The sequence below is a fragment of the Pseudomonas sp. Pse79 genome (assembly GCF_024519615.1).
In the GTDB taxonomy this organism is placed as follows: domain Bacteria; phylum Pseudomonadota; class Gammaproteobacteria; order Pseudomonadales; family Pseudomonadaceae; genus Aquipseudomonas; species Aquipseudomonas veronii.
This window is the reverse complement of sequence record NZ_JALJRR010000006.1, coordinates 12,734-29,845: the sequence shown is the minus strand read 5'-3', so window position 1 is coordinate 29,845 and position 17,112 is coordinate 12,734. Positions and strand designations below refer to the sequence as shown.

Genomic DNA, 17,112 nt, shown 5'->3' with positions numbered 1-17,112 from the left:
CAAGCGACGTATCATGGGCCAACCTTTCGAGGATGGCCCATGAACCTCAGTATCCTTTACGCACTCGCCGCCGCCGCGCTGTTCGGCGCCAGCACCCCGCTCGCCAAAAGCCTCGGCCTGGGCCTCTCGCCCGTGCTGCTCGCAGGCCTGCTTTACCTCGGCAGCGGTGCCGGACTCGCCATCGTGCGCCTGATCCGCGATCGCGGCTGGACCCCCACCGGCTTGACCCCCTCCGAATGGCCCTGGCTGCTCGGCGCCATTGCGTTCGGCGGCATCCTCGGGCCCGTGGCCCTGATGTTCGGCCTGACCCGCACCTCGGGCGCCACCGCGTCGCTGATGCTCAACCTTGAATCGGTATTGACCGCGTTGATCGCCTGGCTCGTGTTCAGGGAAAACGCAGACCGTCGCATCGTCCTCGGGATGATTGCGATTGTGCTGGGTGGCGTGGCGTTGTCATGGCCCCAAGGCGGCGCCGACAGTCACGATTGGACCGGGCCGCTCGCCGTGGCGGTGGCCTGCCTGTGCTGGGGCATCGATAACAACCTGACACGTAAAGTGTCGGCCTCGGACGCATTGTTTATCGCCGGTGCCAAAGGCTTGATCGCGGGCGTGGTCAACTGCAGCCTGGCGCTGTATCTCGGCGCGCAGATCCCCGGCCTGGCGCAGCTCGCGCCGATCTTGCTGGTCGGGTTTCTCGGCTATGGCATCAGCCTGGTGCTGTTTGTGCTGGCCTTACGCGGGCTGGGCAGTGCGCGTACCGGCGCTTATTTCTCTACCGCGCCGTTCCTCGGCGCCGCGCTGGCTTTGCTGGTGCTGGGCGAGTCGGTGACCGGCGCGTTCTGGATTGCAGCAGCGCTGATGGCCGCCGGGGTGTGGCTGCACCTGACCGAGCGCCACGCCCATGCACATCAGCATGAGGCGACGGAACACGGGCATCGGCATGTCCACGATGAGCACCATCAACATGAACACCCGTTCGAGTGGGACCCGGCGATGCCGCACAGTCACCTGCATACCCATAGCCCGATCAAGCATAGCCATCCACATTTTCCGGATATTCATCATCGGCATCGGCATTAAAGGCTTGACCCGATAGCCACAGCCTCCCATCGAGCCTGCTCCGCTACCACCCGATTACGCCCGCTTTGCTTGGCCTGATACAAAAGCTGATCAGCCCTCTCCAGCACAGCGGATATCGAATCGCCACCGGGATGCCATAGCGCGACGCCCATCGAAACGGTGATGTGCCCGACCGTTTCGATGTTGGCGGCATCGATCGAGGCACGCAGTCGCTCGGCGACATCCGTTGCAACCTGAAGCGAACTATTGGGTAACAACAACACGAACTCCTCGCCACCGACCCGACAAGGCAGGTCGTTGGACCGTGAATTCTGCTGCATGAGCCTCGCAATGGCGCGCAGCGTTTCATCGCCCACGCCATGGCCAAACGTATCGTTCACGCGCTTGAAGTGATCGATGTCCATGGACACGACCGCGAACGCCTTGTAGGCATCCTGCCAACGCAACAGAACGTCCTGCATCGCCCGGCGATTGGCCAGCCCGGTCAACACATCGGTTTGCGCTTGCTGGTTGAGTTTGCCGATCTTTTCCTGCAGCAGGGTGGCACCGAGCAGCAGCGCTCTGCGAATCTGCCAGCTTTCGAAATAGCGCGTCGGGATTGCACTGATACGTTCGTAGCTGTCCGGTGAATCCAGCCGTTTGGCGCAATCGGCAAGCCTGGACAACGGCACCGAGATTCGCGCGCCCAGCCACCAGATCAACACGATTCCGAACAGCGCCAGCGGCGCGATGCCCTGCGCCACCTTGGCCATGGTGTGTCGCAGGATGGCTTGGATGTTATCGAGCGGCTGCTGCGAGATCACCCCCCAACCGCTGATGGGCACCCTGGCGAAACCGGCGAGCATTTGCACGCCATCGGCATCTATCGCCTGCAATGTTCCCCCGTCGCGACTGAGCGCCGCGTCGTCGATCAACCCCTTTCCAGCGACTGTCCCGATGTGCTCGGGATCGGAGTGATAGAGCACCCGGCGGGCGCTGTCGACAAGATAGACATGCGCCCCGTCCTTGCGCACATTGGTGTCCATCAGCGCCTGGAGCGTATTCCTCTGCTCAAGTCGGACACTGCCCCCGATCAGCCCCAGGTACTCTCCTTTCGCGTCGAATATGGGGTGGCTGACAAAGACCACCAGATTGCCAGCCATGGACTTGAACGCGTTGCTGATTATCGGCACGCGAAGGCTGAGAGGCTCGCGGTGTTGCAGCGTGCGCCCATCGAGGTGGAGGTTTTCGGGAGCCGAGGCAATGATTGTCCCCGTCGCATCGGCGATCAACACGGAGTTGAAACTGGCGTCTTGCCCAAACAGTCGCTGGGCTTCCTCCGTCAAATTCTGCTTATCGCCAAACGCTTTGCCAATGACGAACGAGCTGTATTTCAATTTATCGAGGTCGGAATTGAGTACCTGCTCCACACTCCGGGCGATCCGAGAGGCGTAGGCCTTGTTCACTTCCAGCGCATTCTCGATCAACTCCTGCTTCTGAATCGTGAACGTCACCCAAAAACTGTTGGCCAGGGTTGCGATTGCCGAAAGCATTACAAAGATAAGAATCAGAATACGAAGGTTGAGTTTCGGCTTCGGTCGGGTGGTCATATTACGCAGTCCGGATGGGCGGAAGAATTGCAAACGATTCGATGCAGGATGAATCGTCCTTGTTTTCGCAGGCACCTCTTCGACCATCGTTGACCGAAGCAGCCCGTTTAACCAGCCTGGAAGCCCACCTGCCAATTCTGAACGCGCCGAGCGGGCGTGTCCGAAGGCTGACGGAAAAAAACAGCGTCAGTCCCACATTGGGCCTATATGGCCTTTTTTTCAGCCGCAAGAAACCACAAACCCCCGACTTTCACTAGGAAAATCAGGGGTTTGTGTTTGCAGAATGTGGCGGTGAAGGAGAGATTCGAACTCTCGATACAATTTCTTGTATACACACTTTCCAGGCGTGCTCCTTAAGCCACTCGGACACTTCACCGTATCTCGTCAAACCAGTTCAGTCTGTCGAGGCGCGCTAATGTAGTCGAAAGACTTGCTGATGGCAAAGGTTTTTTTCAGAATTTTCATGCGGTTAGACCGGTATTCCGTGACGGGCCAGGCGAGGGCGATGATTCTGCCATTCTCAGGCATCGACGGCACGCGTCTGGGACGGTTGCTGCGCCCTGCCCCAGGCGGTTTACCGCCGGGTATAGAGGGAAAGCCTGACTGGCCAGTCAGTCACAGCGCTTTACCAGGCCGGGCGTGGTGAGTAACGTCTGCGCATGCACCTCTATAACAAGTCCTACAAGGAACCACGTCATGAGTGAGTTGATCTCCTACCACCTGGAAGACGGTATCGCGACCCTGACCTTGAGCAACGGCAAGGTGAATGCCATTTCTCCGGCGGTGGTCAGTGCATTTAATGAAGCGCTGGATCAGGCCGAGAAGGATCGGGCGGTGGTGATCATCACCGGAACGCCGGGGATTCTGTCGGGTGGCTATGATTTGAAAGTGATGACCGCCGGCCCTAAAGAAGCGATCGGCCTGGTGACGTCGGGCTCGACGCTGGCGCGGCGCCTGTTGGCGCATCCGTTCCCGGTGATCGTCGCGTGCCCTGGGCATGCGGTGGCCAAGGGCGCGTTCCTGCTGTTGTCGGCGGATTATCGGATCGGGGTCGAGGGCCCGTTCAGCATTGGCCTGAATGAAGTGGCGATCGGCATGACCATGCACCATGCGGGGATCGAATTGGCGCGCGATCGTCTGCGCAAGTCGGCGTTTCAGCGTTCGGTGATCAACGCCGAGATGTTCGACCCGCAAGGCGCATTGCAAGCCGGTTTCCTCGACAAGGTGGTGGCGCCAGAAGCGTTGCACACAGCGGCACTGGAAGCGGCGCGGCAGTTGAAGAAGCTCAATATGAACGCCCACAAGCAGACCAAATTGAAAGTGCGCAAAGCCCTGCTCGAAGCCTTGGATGAAGCAATCATCCAGGACCAGGGCCATATTTTGAGCTAAGCCGCCTGCATGTGCCGTATCAAAGCCCGACCTTGAGTCGGGCTTTTTCTTACAAAAACAACCGACTAATCCTTGGCCGCTCTAGTCTGCCCCTGCTGGCACTTATTGAAACATGTACTTAAACATCGCCTATCTCCTACCTCTATCGGGGCAATTGCCGAATACAGTGTACATCCGTACACTGCGCCACCTTTTGTCTCGATGGTGCCGTGTCGATGCTGTTTCTGTTGCGTATGTCGTTGATGGGCCTGCACTTTATCCTCGCCGGCGGCTTGGGCGTGTTGCTGGGGATCTGTCGGCCGTTCAACCCGGACAATAGCCGTCTGTGCGCGCGCCTGTATGCGCTGCCGGCGATGCGAATACTGGGGCTGCGCGTCAAGGCCGATGTCGATTCGCTGCGCAACAAGCCCGGCAGTTGTCTGATCATCGCCAACCACCAGTCCAACTATGACCTGTTTGTGCTGGGCACCGTGGTGCCGCACCGCACCGTGTGTATCGCCAAGAAAAGCCTGAAATGGGTGCCGTTGTTCGGCCAGCTGTTCTGGCTGGCGGGCAACGTGCTGATCGACCGCGGCAATGCGTACAAGGCACGCCGTGCGATGCTCACCACCACCCGGACGCTGCAGCATAAGGACACGTCGATCTGGGTCTTCCCGGAAGGCACGCGCAACCTAGGCAAGGGCCTGCTGCCGTTCAAAAAAGGCGCGTTCCACATGGCGATTGCCGCTGGCGTGCCCATCGTGCAGGTGTGCGTGAGCAATTACGTCACCCATATGCAACTCAATCGCTGGAACAGTGGCGATGTACGCATACGCTCGCTGCCGCCGATTCCTACCACCGGACTGACTGCGGATGACATCCCGGCGTTGATGCAAGCCTGCTACGCGCAGATGGATGAATGCATCAAGGCGATGGACCACGAACTGCAAAGTGCCATAACAATAGAACTCGCTTCCAGCTAAGCTGCCCAACATCTGTTCCCCTGATAAGAAGTGATCGGCACCATGGGTAGAGTTGTTGCGGCCGCTGTTTACAGCGCCGGAAAGAAAGTTACTGATATCACCCTCGACGAAGGCGCGGCCTGGGCCGCCAAACCCGGGCATTTTGTCTGGATCGGCCTGGAAGAGCCCGACGCCCGCGAGCTGGGCAACCTGCAACGCCAGTTCAACCTGCATGAACTGGCCATCGAAGACGCCCTGGAAAAACACAGCCGCCCCAAGCTGGAAACCTTCGGCGACGCGCTGTTTATCGTCACTTATTCTCCGGTGCGCGAGAACGGCAAGCTGGAGTTTATCGAAACCCATATCTTTGCCGGCAACGGCTACATCATCACGGCGCGCAACGGGCACTCGGCGTCCTACGGTTTTGTGCGCCAGCGCTGTGAGGCACGGCCATTGTTGCTGGAGCATGGGGAAGATTTCGTACTCTATGCGCTGCTGGATTTCGTCACCGAAAACTACCAGCCGGTCAGCGAGGCGATCCACGCCGAGATCGATGAACTGGAACGCAACGTGCTGTGCAGCTCACTCAATGAGCACGATATCCAGAACCTCCACGGCCTGCGCCGTGACGTACTGCGCCTGCGCCGCTACGTGGCACCGATGGTGGAGATCAGCGAAGAGCTGCAGAAGCTGAGTTTTCCATTCATCGACAAGAACATGCGCCCGTATTTTCGTGATGTACAAATCCACGTCACACGGCAGATGGAAGACCTGGCCACCCTGCGCGACATCGCCAGCCAGACCATCGAGATCGGTGTGTTGCTGGAGGCATCGCGCCAGAGCCTGGTGCAGCGCAAGTTCGCCGCGTGGGCGGCGATCCTGGCGTTCCCCACCGCGGTGGCGGGGATTTACGGGATGAACTTCCAGAACATGCCCGAGCTGCAATGGCATTACGGTTATTTTGGCGTGCTGGGGTTCATCGCCGTAGGGTGCAGCGGCTTGTGGATCAGCTTCAAGCGTTCGGGCTGGCTTTAACCTTGGCTTCAGGCTTGTGCGCGACGAAGCGCATCATCCACTCCGCCACGGTCACACCGTGGTGGTCGCGCTCGAGGCTAGCCACGCCATTCTTGTAGACCTTCTCGCCCAAGGTTGTCTGAAGAATCTCCAACAGCTCGCGGGAATAGTCGTGGATGAACTCGGGGTGCCCCTGGAAGCACAGCACCTGATCGCCGATGTGGTACGCCGCAAACGGGCAAAACTCGCTGGAAGCAATGACCGTGGCATTGTCCGGCAAGGTGGTCACCTGGTCCTGGTGGCTGATCAACAACGTCAGCTCCGGTACCTCAGGGCTCATCCACGGCGCCTTGGCATCGATTTTGTAATCGTGGATGCCCATGCCCCAGCCCTGGCCGGCGCGCTCGGTCTTGCCGCCTAGCAGCAACGCCAACAATTGGTGACCGAAACAGATGCCCAACAACTTGTCGCCGCGCTCATAGCGGTCGAGCAGGTAGGTTTTGAGCGTCTGAATCCAAGGGTCGGTGCCAAACGAATCGGCCTTGCTGCCGGTTACCAGATACGCGTCAAACACCTCATCATCCGACGGGTATTCACCCTGCACCACGTTGTACACGACAAACTCGGCCGGGATCGGCTGCTTGGAGAACAGGCGCTTGAACATCTGCCCGTAACCTTGGTACTGATCGATCAAGCCTGGACGCAGGATATCGGTTTCCAGGATGCAGACGCGTAGCGACATAAAAAATACCTGACACGGCGATGGGAATATTGAACACCTCCAGAGCCTGCCTTGAAATGTACCTGCAAAGCAAGCCCCGCATTGATCACCGAAATACTTCACCCTGTGCGGCTTTCTGCAGCAACAACGCCGGCGGCGAGAAGCGCTCGCCATACTGCTCGGCCAGGTAGCGCGCCCGTGCAATAAAGTCGTTCAAGCCGTACTGGTTGATAAATTGCAAAGCGCCACCACTCCACGCCGCAAAGCCGATACCGAAGATCGAGCCGACGTTGGCGTCCGCGGTGGACATCAACACGCCCTCCTCCACGCAGCGCACGGTTTCGATCGCCTGGATGAACAACAAACGGTCGCGCACGTCCTGCGCTGAAATGCGTTGGTCGGGGCGTTCGAAGCGGCTTTTCAGTTCCGGCCACAAATACTTCGGCCCACCTGCGGGGTACTCATAGAAACCGCCCCCCGCCGCCTTGCCCATGCGCTGGTATTCGTTGACCAACAGATCAATCACCTGCGTCGCCGGATGGGTTGGCACGGCTTTACCTTCAGCCTGCAGATCCTTGGCTGTCTGCTGTCGGATATGGCTCATCAGGCTAAGCGACACTTCGTCGGACACCGCCAGCGGCCCCACCGGCATACCGGCCTTGCGCGCTTCGGTCTCGATCATCGGCGCAGCCACGCCTTCGCCGAGCATGGCGATGCCTTCGTTGGTGAACGTGCCGAACACCCGCGAGGTGAAGAAGCCGCGACTGTCGTTGACCACAATCGGGGTTTTCTTGATTTGCAGGACGAAGTCGAAACCACGGGCCAGGGTTTCGTCCGAGGTCTGTGTACCCTTGATGATTTCCACCAGGGGCATCTTGTCCACCGGGCTGAAGAAATGCAGGCCGATGAACCTGGTCTGATCCGGCACCGCCGTGGCCAGGCCACTGATAGGCAAGGTGGACGTGTTGGAAGCGATCACCGCGTCCGGGCCGACCACGTTTTGCGCGGCCGCAGAGACTTTGGCCTTGAGCTCACGGTCTTCGAACACCGCTTCGATGATCAGGTCGCAGCCGGCCAGGTCGGCATCAGACTGCGTAGGATGGATACGCGCCAGGGTGGCTTCGCGCTGCTCGGCGGTCAATTGCCCACGGCTGACCTTCTTGTCCAACAGTGTGGCCGAGTGCGCCTTGCCTTTCTCGGCGGCTGCGAGGTTGATGTCCTTGAGCACCACTTCAACGCCTACACAGGCGCTGACATAAGCGATCCCCGCGCCCATCATCCCGGCACCGAGCACGCCGACCTTGCGCGTCAGGTAAGGCGCAAAACCCTCAGGGCGCGAACGCCCGGCGTTGATGTCATTGAGCTGGAACCAGAAGGTGCCGATCATGTTTTTCGCCACCTGCCCGGTGACCAACTCGGTGAAGTAGCGGGTTTCGATCAGGTGCGCGGTGTCGAAATCCACCTGGGCACCTTCCACCGCCGCGCAGAGAATTTTCTCCGGCGCCGGCAAGCAGCCATTGGTTTTGCTGCGCAGGATCGAGGGCGCGATGGCGAGCATCTGCGCGACTTTCGGGCTGGACGGCGTGCCTCCGGGGATCTGGTAAGCCTTGTTGTCCCAAGGCTGCGCGGCGTCGGGGTGGGCGAGAATCCAGGCACGGGCCTTGGCCAGCAGTTCGTCGCGATCCACTGCCAGCGCGTCGATCAAGCCCGCCTGCAGGGCCTGCCGTGGGCGGATCTTCTTACCTTCGAGCAAATACGGCAGGGCTTTTTCCAAGCCCAACAGGCGCACCATCCGCACCACACCACCGCCGCCCGGCAGCAGGCCCAGGGTGACTTCCGGCAGCCCCAGTTGTAGCGACTGGTCGTCCAGCGCGACCCGATAGTGACACGCCAGGCAAATCTCCCAGCCGCCGCCGAGGGCCGCGCCATTGATGGCGGCGACCACCGGTTTGCCAAGGGTTTCCAGGCTGCGCAGTTGCGCCTTCAGTACCCGCACACTGTCGGAAAATTCCTTGGCGTGGGCCTTGTCGACCTTGATCAGTTCATTGAGGTCGCCACCGGCAAAGAACGTCTTCTTCGCCGAGGTGATAACCACGCCGGCGATCCCGTCCTTTTCCGCTTGCAGCCGCGCCACGGTGGCCGCCATGGCCTCGCGGTACACAGCGTTCATGGTGTTGGCGCTCTGGCCGGGCATGTCGAGGGTCAGGACCACGATCTGGTCCTGGCCTTTTTCGTAACGAATGGCTTGGGTCATGACAATTCCTTGGGCTCAGCGGCGTTCGATAATGGTGGCGATGCCCATGCCACCGCCGACACACAAGGTGGCCAGGCCGTAGCGTTGTTGGCGCACTTCCAGTTCGTCGAGCAAGGTGCCGAGGATCGCGCAACCGGTAGCGCCCAGCGGGTGGCCCATGGCGATCGAGCCGCCGTTGACGTTGACCCGGGCGGCGTCGATGCCCATGTCTTTGATGAACTTGAGTACCACCGAGGCGAACGCCTCGTTGACCTCGAACAGGTCGATGTCTTCGACGCGCAGCCCGGCCTTGGCCAACGCCTTGCGCGTGGCTGGCGCCGGGCCGGTGAGCATGATGGTAGGGTCGGTGCTGGTGACCGCCGTGGCGACAATCCGCGCCCGCGCTTGCAGGCCCAGCTCGCGGCCCTTGGCCTCGGAGCCGATCAACATCAACGCGGCACCGTCGACGATACCGGAGCTGTTGCCGGGGGTGTGGACATGGTTGATCCGCTCGACATGGCTATAGACCCGCAGCGCGGTGGCGTCGAAGCCCATCTGCCCGATCATCTCAAAGCTGGGCTTGAGCTTGCCCAAGCCTTCGAGGGTGGAGTCGGCACGGATAAATTCATCGTGGTCCAACAGCACAAGGCCGTTCTGGTCCTGCACCGCGATCAGCGACTTATTGAAGGAACCGTCTGCGCGCGCCCGGGCCGCTTTCTGCTGGGAATGCAGGGCGAAGGCGTCGACGTCCTGACGACTGAAGCCTTCCAGGGTCGCGATCAAATCCGCGCCGATGCCCTGGGGCGTGAAATGGCTGTGCAGATTGGTTTGCGGATCGAGCACCCAGGCGCCGCCATCGCTGCCCATGGGCACGCGGGACATCGACTCGACGCCACCGACCACCACTAGGTCTTCGAAGCCGGAACGCACTTTCATCGCGCCCAGGTTCACCGCCTCGAGGCCCGAGGCGCAGAAGCGGTTGACCTGGACACCGGCGACGCTGACGTCCCAGTCCGCCACCAGCGCGGCGGTCTTGGCGATGTCGGCGCCCTGGTCGCCCACGGGGGTGACGCAGCCGAGGACGATGTCATCGACCTGGCGGGTATCGAGGTCGCTGCGCCGGGCCAGCGCCGTCAACAAACCCGCCACCAGGTTTACCGGCTTGACGCTGTACAAGGCACCGTCGGCCTTGCCTTTGCCCCGGGGCGTGCGTATCGCATCAAAGATCAAAGCTTGGGTCATGACATCCTCGAACCGCTGTGCATGTGTGCCCTTACCTTAGGCCCGATTGACACGGTTTCAATGACGGATGCGCTCATTGCGTTTGACCCCCTCGCTCGGACGAACGGTAGCAGATGAGTGCAACCGTTTGATTAATCGTTTTAGCGGTCTAGCCAAGGCATTGGCGCCAAGATGGCGATAGGCCTCATACCTTTTTCAGTAAAAAATATGACAAGTTGATATGAAATGGATCTAAGCCACGCAGAACGAGGGCTCTAAGGTTCACTCAGTAGGAAGTTGCTGCCGGGTTTTGCTGGAGCAGCTGTAAGAAAAGCGACACGTCACGTTGCGATACTGAAATAAACCGGCACGCATTTGACGCTCAGGAATAACAACAAAAGGCAGTCAGCCATGTTCAAGCATTCGAAAATACGTCAGGCGGGACTTATTCTGTTCGCCACCACACTGATTCTGATCTTGCCCAACCTGACCAAGGTGCTTGGGTGACGAATCACACGCGCCATTCTGTACATCAGGCTTGCAGTTTTTGGCAGCTCCTGCGAGGACATTGCGTATAGCGGTCCTGTTGCAGGGGCTGCCGTTTTGCCTGGGAATTTTCCGGTATCTTAGGCGCCACTTCTTCTCGCACCGGGCCTCTCTCTTGAAATCGATCCTCGCCCTCTTCGCCTTGTTCCTCGCCCTGCCCGTTGCCGCCGCGCAGTTGACCATCGAGCTGGACCACACCAGCAAGACCTGGCAGACCGAAGACCTGCTCAAGCACCCCGATGCACAGACGGTGCATATCGTTGATGACGTTTCCTACAAGCGAAGCATGACGTATCGCGCAGTCCCACTGGCGGTACTCCTACCGGGTCTGCAGACGGAAAACCATCTGCAGGCCATCGCGCTCGACGGGTTCGCCGCCGAACTGAGCGCCGCGCCTTTGCTGGAAACACACGGCGCCCGCGCCTGGCTGGCGGTGGAAGATCCCAGCGATCCGTGGCCCGCGCTGGCCGCCGACAAGCCGAGTGCCGGGCCGTTCTACCTGGTGTGGACGAACCCTCAGGCCGGGCACATCAGCCCCGAGCAATGGCCGTTCCAGATCTCCGGGATCAAGCAGTTGAAGACGGTTGCCGAGCGTTTTCCGGCGTTGCTGCCCGATCCGAAGCTGGGCGCGAATGATCCGGTCAACCAAGGTTTTGCGCTGTTCCAGAAAAACTGCCTGGCCTGTCACCGCCTCAATGGGGCTGGCGATGCACAGGTAGGGCCGGACCTGAACCTTCCCTACAACCCCACCGAATATTTCAGCGGCGATTTCCTCAAGCGCTATATCCGCGACCCACAAAGCCTGCGGCGCTGGCCCCAGGCGAAAATGCCGGCCTTCGCCGCCGGCGTGTTGCCCGACAGCGAGCTGACGTTGCTGGTGGGGTATTTGAAGCATATGGCCGGGCGCAAGCAGCAGCCCTGAGCTATTGCTGCTGCACCGAAACCAGCGGCGTCGGCGCCACCGACACCTTGGCATGCATCTGCTCATGCCCGCCGCCGCGCCGCATGCCGCGTACCGGGCAGGCGTCCAGATAATCCAGGCCCACGGCCAGTTTCAGGTGCCGCTCCGGCCGCGCCAATTGGTTGGTCACGTCAAAGCTGTACCAGGCGTCGTCCAGCCAGGCTTCGGCCCAGGCGTGACTGGCCAGGTGCGTGCTGTCCTCGGTGTACAAATACCCCGACACATACCGCGCTGGAATCCCCAGGCTGCGCGCGCAGGCCAGGAACGCGTGGGTGTGGTCCTGGCACACCCCCGCACGCCCCGCGAAGGCCTGCGCGGCGCTGGTGTCGACCTCCGTGGCGCCGGGCGTGTAGACCATCGAGTGGTTGAGCGCGTGCATCAGGTCGATCAAGGCGCTGCGGTCGCGGCGCTGATGGCAATGCTGCTCGGCAAAGCGGCGCAGGGCTTCGTCGGGCTCGGTCAGCCGCGTACTGCGCAGGAACGGGTAGGCGGACTGGCTCTCGTGCTCAGCCTCGCGCAACTCGTCGATATCGACCTGGCCCCGGGCGCCGATGATGATGGCGTCGTGAGGCTCGTCCAGGGTCAGCACATGCAGGATATTGCCGAACGGGTCGACCTGGGCGCGCACCGGACGCGGTAGATCCAGTTGCCAACTGAGTACGTGCTGGCGTTCGCTGTCGTGGGGCGTAAGGCGCAGGTACTGGATGCTGGCGCGCACCTGATCGTCGTAGTGGTAGGTGGTTTCGTGGCTGATGGAGAGTCTCATGCCGCCTCCAGGTAGGAACTGTAGATGGCGTCGCCCAACTGGCGGACCAAGGGAATAAAGTCGGTCAGCCAGGCATGCAGGCCTTCTTCGAGGATTTCGTCGATGGCGGTAAAGCGCAGGCGCGCATCCATTTCGGCGGCCAGGCGCTGGGCCGGGCGGCCGTTGAGGCCGGGCAGGCTGGCGAGGATCTGGTCGATCTCTTCGCTGCAGGCCCGCAGCGAACGCGGCACATCGGCGCGCAACAGCAACAGCTCCGCCACTTGCCGGGCGCCGGGGGCGTCGCGGTAGATCTCGGTGTAGGCCTCGAACGACGACAACGCACGCAACAAGGCACTCCACTGGTAGTACGCGTGGGCTGTGCCATCGCTGACCGCTTCGGCCTGGTCGCCGGCCATTTCATAGCGTGCGTCCAGCAGGCGCAGGGTGTTGTCGGCGCGCTCGATGAAAGTGCCCAGACGGATAAAGCGGAAAGCATCGTTGCGCATGATCGTGCCGTAGGTGGCGCCGCGAAACAGGTGCGAACGCTCCTTGACCCACTCACAGAACCGGCTCATGCCGTAGCGGCTCAAGCCTTGCTGGGCGATGTCGCGGATATCCAGCCAGGTGGCATTGATGTTTTCCCACATGTCGGCCGTGATTCGCCCACGCACCGCATGGGCGCTGGCCCGCGCAGCACCGAGGCAGCTGTAGATGCTGGCCGGGTTGGCCGCGTCCAGGGCGAAAAAGTGCAGCAGGCGTTCGGCGTGCAGCTCACCGTGTCGCGCGTGGTAGTCGTCCAGCGTGCCGGTGATCAGCAACGGCATGGCCAGTTCATGCAGGCCGTCGCCGCGCCCGTCCTGGGGCATCAGCGACAGCGAATAGCTGACGTCGAGCATGCGCGCGAGGTTTTCCGCGCGTTCGAGGTAGCGCGACATCCAGTACAGATCCGAGGCAGTTCTACTCAACATGGCATCAGTCCTCAACCACCCAAGTGTCTTTGGTGCCGCCGCCCTGGGACGAGTTGACCACCAGTGAACCTTCGCGCAGGGCCACGCGGGTCAGGCCGCCGGGCACCACGCGGGTTTCCTTGCCGGACAACACGAACGGGCGCAGGTCGATATGGCGCGGGGCGATACCGTTTTCGACGAAGGTCGGGCAGGTGGATAAACACAGGGTCGGCTGTGCAATATAGGCGTGGGGCTTGGCCTTGATACGCGCGCGGAAGGCTTCGATTTCCGCCGCCGTGGAAGCCGGACCGACGAGCATGCCGTAGCCGCCGGAGCCTTGGGTTTCCTTGACCACCAGGTGCGGCAGGTTAGCCAGTACGTGGGACAGTTCGTCGGGCTTACGGCATTGGAAGGTCGGAACGTTCTTCAAGATCGGTTCTTCATCCAGGTAAAAACGGATCATCTCGGTGACAAAGGGGTACACCGACTTGTCATCCGCCACCCCGGTGCCGATCGCGTTGGCCAACACCACATTGCCCGAACGATAGGCGGCAAGCAGGCCGGGGACGCCGAGCATGGAGTCCGGGTTGAAGGCCAGCGGGTCGAGAAACGCATCGTCGAGGCGGCGATAGATCACGTCCACGGCCTTGGGGCCGTCGGTGGTACGCATGAAAACGCGGTCATCGCGCACGAACAGGTCGGCGCCCTCCACCAGTTCCACGCCCATTTCCCGGGCGAGGAAGGCATGCTCAAAGAACGCACTGTTGAAACGCCCGGGGGTCAACACCACCACGCTGGGGTTATCCAGGGGGCTGGCGCTTTTCAGGGTGTCGAGCAGCAAGTTGGGGTAGTGGTCGATCGGCGCGATACGCTGGGCCGCGAACAGTTCGGGGAACAGGCGCATCATCATCTTGCGGTCTTCGAGCATGTAGCTGACGCCGCTGGGCGTGCGTAGGTTGTCCTCCAGCACGTAGTAAGTGCCGTCACCATCACGCACGAGATCGACACCGGAGATGTGGGAATACAGATCGCGGTGCAGATTCAAGCCCTGCATAGCCAACTGATACTGCTCGTTGGCCAGCACCTGTTCAGCGGGAATGATCCCGGCCTTGATGATGCGTTGTTCATGGTAGAGGTCGGCGAGAAACATGTTCAGCGCCTTGACCCGCTGAATGCAGCCACGTTCGACAATCCGCCATTCACTGGCGGGAATGCTGCGCGGGATGGTGTCGAAGGGAATCAGGCGCTCGGTGCCCTGCTCATCCCCGTAGAGGGTGAAGGTGATCCCGGCGCGGTGAAACAGCAAATCGGCTTCACGTCGGCGCTGGGCCAGCAGTTCAGCGGGGGTTTCGGCCAACCAGCGGGCGAACTCGCGGTAATGAGGGCGAACCTGCCCTGCCCCATCGTACATTTCGTCGTAATAAGTGCGGATCATGCCGTACTCCTTGTCACCCGGACGCAAGAATCATCGCAAGGCCCGTGCCAGCGGCATAAACACTTAAGAATCAGTGAGTTAAATAATAGCGGGGAGTTAAGTGCACCATCCTGGTGCGCGGAATGCCCGGTGTCTTGTCGCGCGCTTCATCACAATGCGGGCTTTGACTATCAACAGCATAGCCAGTGTTGATTTCACTGCCCGCCCCCTGGTGCGGATAATCACCGTCATCTGCTGAACAGGACTCGTCCTACAGCCTTACCCATCGCGCAATCGGTACCGTGTGATCTCGTGTATCGACCGACTCCTCCGGTCTTCCCTTTCGACCACCCCACTCGGGTGGTTTTTTTTGCCTGGAAATACCGCGCGAGTTGCGTCTGATTTCAGACGCCACAAACAAAATCGGCCGACCCAAAGGTCAGCCGATACGCTGTGTTTCTCATACTGCTACATGGGTAACCCACGCACCTCCTGCTTGACGCCCCATCCTTCGATGATCCCGCCCAGCGGCTCGACCACCGCTTCAAAGTCTTGCTCGAAGTCTCCTATGCCGTCGTAGGTTGCAAACATGATCTTGCTCAGTTCCAGGTACCAGGCGCCATCGTCGCGCGCGCTGACCTGGGCATTCAGGGATTCGCCACGAAACCGACCCGCAGCCCTGCGCGCCCGTTCCTCGTCCGGGAAAATGGCGTAGAACTCGATGGGGTGGAACCGTGAAAAATCGAAGCCGCCTTCTTTCATGCGGCGCAGAACGTTGGTGCTGATGTCTTCTTGATAGGCTGTGCTCATGAAACGTCCTCCTCAAACCGATGGATAGACTTTCCGTGCTTCCCGAAGCCCACGCCTTACTGGCGCGGGTACTACGGCAATGACATCACCGCTGGAAAACAAGCATGTAGCTGACAAGACCAGACCTTAGCGATTCATTCGCTGATCTCACTTGCAGAGTAGCGCGAAGCTATCACCTCCACCAGAGGCGCTTGAATGGCAGACAGGGAATGTTCAGACGACGGGAGAGATGTCGAGGATCTGGATACTGTTCTGGTCTTTGAGGATCTTGACCGTCGGTTCGGGTTTACGGCCTTCCAGGTCATTGAGGTCCAGTTCGGCGGCCACCGGCACCAGCTTGTCGCGAATCAAGTGTGCCGCATCTTCGAGGCTGGGCTTGTGCTCGCAGGTGAACTGCTCCACGGACTGCACGCCGTGATCATCAACGAAGGTAATCTGCCACTTTTGCATCGGTGCCTCCTCGATAAAGCCCGCGTGTGGGCTTACCTCTATCTGGACCTTGAGGGCTCGCTAAACGTTCCACTCAAGGTCGCAGGCACCGGGTCTGCCGCGCTTACTTCTCGGCGCGTTCCCTGAGGGCTTTCAAGGTGTTGAACGGGGCGTCCACCACGAACTTGTTGGCCAACCACGAAGGCACGCTGCCGCCTGGCTCGGTGTGTACCTGGTAGGTCACTTCGGTTTCGTTGGCGCCTTTAGGCACCAGTTTCCAGTAGCCGTCGACCTGGGCCACGCGCACATAGCCCTTCACTTCCGGCTGATAGGTCGGCACTTCCAGCAGCGTGCGGGTCACGCTGCCGTCGGCGGCCTTGGACGTGGTGATTTCCAGGATCGAATCGCGGTCGGTCACTGGGAACGGGGCCTTGAATTGGGTGTAGGTCCAGCTCTTGACGCCCTCCTGCTTGAGCAGTTTTTGCGACTTGCAATCATGAATCCAGGCGCAGGCACCGACCGCATCTTCCTGCAAGGCCTCGATCTTGGCCACGGGGGCCTTGATCACTGTCACACCGCGATACGCCTTGTACTTGGAACCGGCGACTTCGCTCAGCGATACCTTGATCCCGTCTTCATCCTTGGCGACTTGCCAATCCTCAGCCTGAGCAGTGGCAGCAAACAACACCGTAAAACCGCACAACACAGCCATTCGTTTCAGCGAACCCATTGTTGTATTCCTTATTGTTGAAGTTCCGATAGTAAAGCCATCAAGCCGCCGTCATCTGCTCCCACCAGCCGATCAACCTGATCGCATCGGCCTGGTCGGTGCCGCAGACCTCGATATCCGCCTTGAAATCACTGCACACCGCCGGCCGTTCCGGTTGCCCGAACAGCAGGCATAACTGTTCGACCGACAGGTGCAGGCAGCGTTCGCCCGCGGGTTTGCCGTGGGGCATTCCCGGCAGCGGTGAACTGATGGAGGGGGCGATGCAGCAAGCGCCACAGCCTTCACGGCATTTCATGAGCAACAGGTCCTCGACGGCTCAATAGGGACGGCCGGGCTAGAGTA

General features: G+C 60.5%; 16 protein-coding genes and 1 tRNA gene. 5 read left to right on the top strand and 12 right to left on the bottom strand.

The features are described 5' to 3' along the window. Window positions 1-39 precede the first annotated feature (39 nt). Window positions 40-1,080, top strand: coding sequence for a DMT family transporter (locus NR164_RS09795; RefSeq protein WP_177029511.1), 1,041 nt, complete (start codon window positions 40-42; stop codon window positions 1,078-1,080). Here the strand turns inward: NR164_RS09795 and NR164_RS09790 are convergent. After that, a complete protein-coding gene (locus NR164_RS09790) occupies window positions 1,077-2,669 on the bottom strand; it encodes a sensor domain-containing diguanylate cyclase (protein WP_079444521.1) in 1,593 nt (530 codons plus the stop codon). The two genes, NR164_RS09795 and NR164_RS09790, sit on opposite strands and share 4 nt — an antisense overlap. Window positions 2,670-2,955: 286 nt before the next feature. Beyond that, window positions 2,956-3,045, bottom strand: a tRNA-Ser gene (locus tag NR164_RS09785). A gap of 320 nt (window positions 3,046-3,365) precedes the next feature. On the opposite strand from NR164_RS09785, the gene NR164_RS09780 reads away from it, so the two are divergent. The 3 genes from NR164_RS09780 (at window position 3,366) to NR164_RS09770 (ending at window position 6,034) form a co-directional block, all read left to right on the top strand. Then, window positions 3,366-4,058 (top strand): crotonase/enoyl-CoA hydratase family protein, encoded by a 693-nt coding sequence (locus NR164_RS09780; RefSeq protein WP_017848500.1) that lies wholly within the window; start codon window positions 3,366-3,368, stop codon window positions 4,056-4,058. Window positions 4,059-4,273: 215 nt separating this feature from the next. Then, complete coding sequence (locus tag NR164_RS09775; RefSeq protein ID WP_046382398.1) at window positions 4,274-5,020, top strand: 1-acyl-sn-glycerol-3-phosphate acyltransferase; 747 nt, start codon at window positions 4,274-4,276, stop codon at window positions 5,018-5,020. A gap of 42 nt (window positions 5,021-5,062) precedes the next feature. After that, window positions 5,063-6,034 carry a magnesium and cobalt transport protein CorA gene (locus tag NR164_RS09770; protein WP_079445038.1) on the top strand — a complete coding sequence of 324 codons (972 nt, stop codon included), beginning with the start codon at window positions 5,063-5,065 and terminating at the stop codon, window positions 6,032-6,034. On the opposite strand, the gene NR164_RS09765 is transcribed toward NR164_RS09770, so the two are convergent. The 3 genes from NR164_RS09765 to NR164_RS09755 all read right to left on the bottom strand — a co-directional run bounded on the left by NR164_RS09765 (window position 6,012) and on the right by NR164_RS09755 (window position 10,209). Beyond that, window positions 6,012-6,755 carry an amidotransferase gene (locus NR164_RS09765; RefSeq protein ID WP_017848503.1) on the bottom strand — a complete coding sequence of 248 codons (744 nt, stop codon included), beginning with the start codon at window positions 6,753-6,755 and terminating at the stop codon, window positions 6,012-6,014. The genes NR164_RS09770 and NR164_RS09765 overlap by 23 nt on opposite strands. A gap of 85 nt (window positions 6,756-6,840) precedes the next feature. Beyond that, entirely contained in the window at window positions 6,841-8,988 is a 2,148-nt protein-coding gene (locus NR164_RS09760; protein ID WP_256822690.1) for a 3-hydroxyacyl-CoA dehydrogenase NAD-binding domain-containing protein, read from the bottom strand. A gap of 15 nt (window positions 8,989-9,003) precedes the next feature. After that, window positions 9,004-10,209: an acetyl-CoA C-acetyltransferase gene (locus NR164_RS09755; RefSeq protein ID WP_256822689.1), complete on the bottom strand. Its 1,206-nt coding sequence runs from the start codon at window positions 10,207-10,209 to the stop codon at window positions 9,004-9,006. A gap of 640 nt (window positions 10,210-10,849) precedes the next feature. On the opposite strand from NR164_RS09755, the gene NR164_RS09750 reads away from it, so the two are divergent. Beyond that, the gene (locus NR164_RS09750; RefSeq protein ID WP_256822688.1) at window positions 10,850-11,656 is read left to right on the top strand and encodes a cytochrome c; all 807 of its coding nucleotides are present in this window, start codon (window positions 10,850-10,852) and stop codon (window positions 11,654-11,656) included. A 1-nt stretch (window position 11,657) separates the two neighbouring features. Here NR164_RS09750 and NR164_RS09745 read toward each other — a convergent pair whose 3' ends face one another. The 7 genes from NR164_RS09745 to NR164_RS09715 form a co-directional block, all read right to left on the bottom strand. Beyond that, window positions 11,658-12,461, bottom strand: a complete 804-nt coding sequence (locus NR164_RS09745) for a transglutaminase family protein (RefSeq protein WP_017848508.1) — start codon at window positions 12,459-12,461, stop codon at window positions 11,658-11,660. Beyond that, window positions 12,458-13,408 (bottom strand): alpha-E domain-containing protein, encoded by a 951-nt coding sequence (locus NR164_RS09740; protein ID WP_026140215.1) that lies wholly within the window; start codon window positions 13,406-13,408, stop codon window positions 12,458-12,460. Before NR164_RS09740 ends, NR164_RS09745 begins: the two co-directional genes overlap by 4 nt. A gap of 4 nt (window positions 13,409-13,412) precedes the next feature. Further along, entirely contained in the window at window positions 13,413-14,822 is a 1,410-nt protein-coding gene (locus tag NR164_RS09735) for a circularly permuted type 2 ATP-grasp protein (RefSeq protein ID WP_046382394.1), read from the bottom strand. 447 nt (window positions 14,823-15,269) lie between these two features. Further along, complete coding sequence (locus tag NR164_RS09730; RefSeq protein WP_003193463.1) at window positions 15,270-15,611, bottom strand: ribonuclease E inhibitor RraB; 342 nt, start codon at window positions 15,609-15,611, stop codon at window positions 15,270-15,272. Between the two features lie 213 nt (window positions 15,612-15,824). Continuing rightward, window positions 15,825-16,061 (bottom strand): hypothetical protein, encoded by a 237-nt coding sequence (locus NR164_RS09725; protein ID WP_079444524.1) that lies wholly within the window; start codon window positions 16,059-16,061, stop codon window positions 15,825-15,827. Window positions 16,062-16,164: 103 nt separating this feature from the next. Then, window positions 16,165-16,770: an START domain-containing protein gene (locus NR164_RS09720; RefSeq protein ID WP_046382392.1), complete on the bottom strand. Its 606-nt coding sequence runs from the start codon at window positions 16,768-16,770 to the stop codon at window positions 16,165-16,167. A 40-nt stretch (window positions 16,771-16,810) separates the two neighbouring features. Beyond that, window positions 16,811-17,065, bottom strand: a complete 255-nt coding sequence (locus tag NR164_RS09715) for a YkgJ family cysteine cluster protein (RefSeq protein WP_017848513.1) — start codon at window positions 17,063-17,065, stop codon at window positions 16,811-16,813. Window positions 17,066-17,112: the final 47 nt, after the last annotated feature.

What these genes read in the sequence shown, in the direction of transcription:
- NR164_RS09795 (WP_177029511.1), top strand. Translation starts at nt 40, where the DNA reads ATGAACCTCAGTATCCTTTACGCACTCGCCGCCGCCGCGCTGTTCGGC.
- NR164_RS09790 (WP_079444521.1), bottom strand. Translation starts at nt 2,669, where the DNA reads ATGACCACCCGACCGAAGCCGAAACTCAACCTTCGTATTCTGATTCTT.
- NR164_RS09780 (WP_017848500.1), top strand. Translation starts at nt 3,366, where the DNA reads ATGAGTGAGTTGATCTCCTACCACCTGGAAGACGGTATCGCGACCCTG.
- NR164_RS09775 (WP_046382398.1), top strand. Translation starts at nt 4,274, where the DNA reads ATGCTGTTTCTGTTGCGTATGTCGTTGATGGGCCTGCACTTTATCCTC.
- NR164_RS09770 (WP_079445038.1), top strand. Translation starts at nt 5,063, where the DNA reads ATGGGTAGAGTTGTTGCGGCCGCTGTTTACAGCGCCGGAAAGAAAGTT.
- NR164_RS09765 (WP_017848503.1), bottom strand. Translation starts at nt 6,755, where the DNA reads ATGTCGCTACGCGTCTGCATCCTGGAAACCGATATCCTGCGTCCAGGC.
- NR164_RS09760 (WP_256822690.1), bottom strand. Translation starts at nt 8,988, where the DNA reads ATGACCCAAGCCATTCGTTACGAAAAAGGCCAGGACCAGATCGTGGTC.
- NR164_RS09755 (WP_256822689.1), bottom strand. Translation starts at nt 10,209, where the DNA reads ATGACCCAAGCTTTGATCTTTGATGCGATACGCACGCCCCGGGGCAAA.
- NR164_RS09745 (WP_017848508.1), bottom strand. Translation starts at nt 12,461, where the DNA reads ATGAGACTCTCCATCAGCCACGAAACCACCTACCACTACGACGATCAG.
- NR164_RS09740 (WP_026140215.1), bottom strand. Translation starts at nt 13,408, where the DNA reads ATGTTGAGTAGAACTGCCTCGGATCTGTACTGGATGTCGCGCTACCTC.
- NR164_RS09735 (WP_046382394.1), bottom strand. Translation starts at nt 14,822, where the DNA reads ATGATCCGCACTTATTACGACGAAATGTACGATGGGGCAGGGCAGGTT.
- NR164_RS09730 (WP_003193463.1), bottom strand. Translation starts at nt 15,611, where the DNA reads ATGAGCACAGCCTATCAAGAAGACATCAGCACCAACGTTCTGCGCCGC.
- NR164_RS09725 (WP_079444524.1), bottom strand. Translation starts at nt 16,061, where the DNA reads ATGCAAAAGTGGCAGATTACCTTCGTTGATGATCACGGCGTGCAGTCC.
- NR164_RS09720 (WP_046382392.1), bottom strand. Translation starts at nt 16,770, where the DNA reads ATGGGTTCGCTGAAACGAATGGCTGTGTTGTGCGGTTTTACGGTGTTG.
- NR164_RS09715 (WP_017848513.1), bottom strand. Translation starts at nt 17,065, where the DNA reads ATGAAATGCCGTGAAGGCTGTGGCGCTTGCTGCATCGCCCCCTCCATC.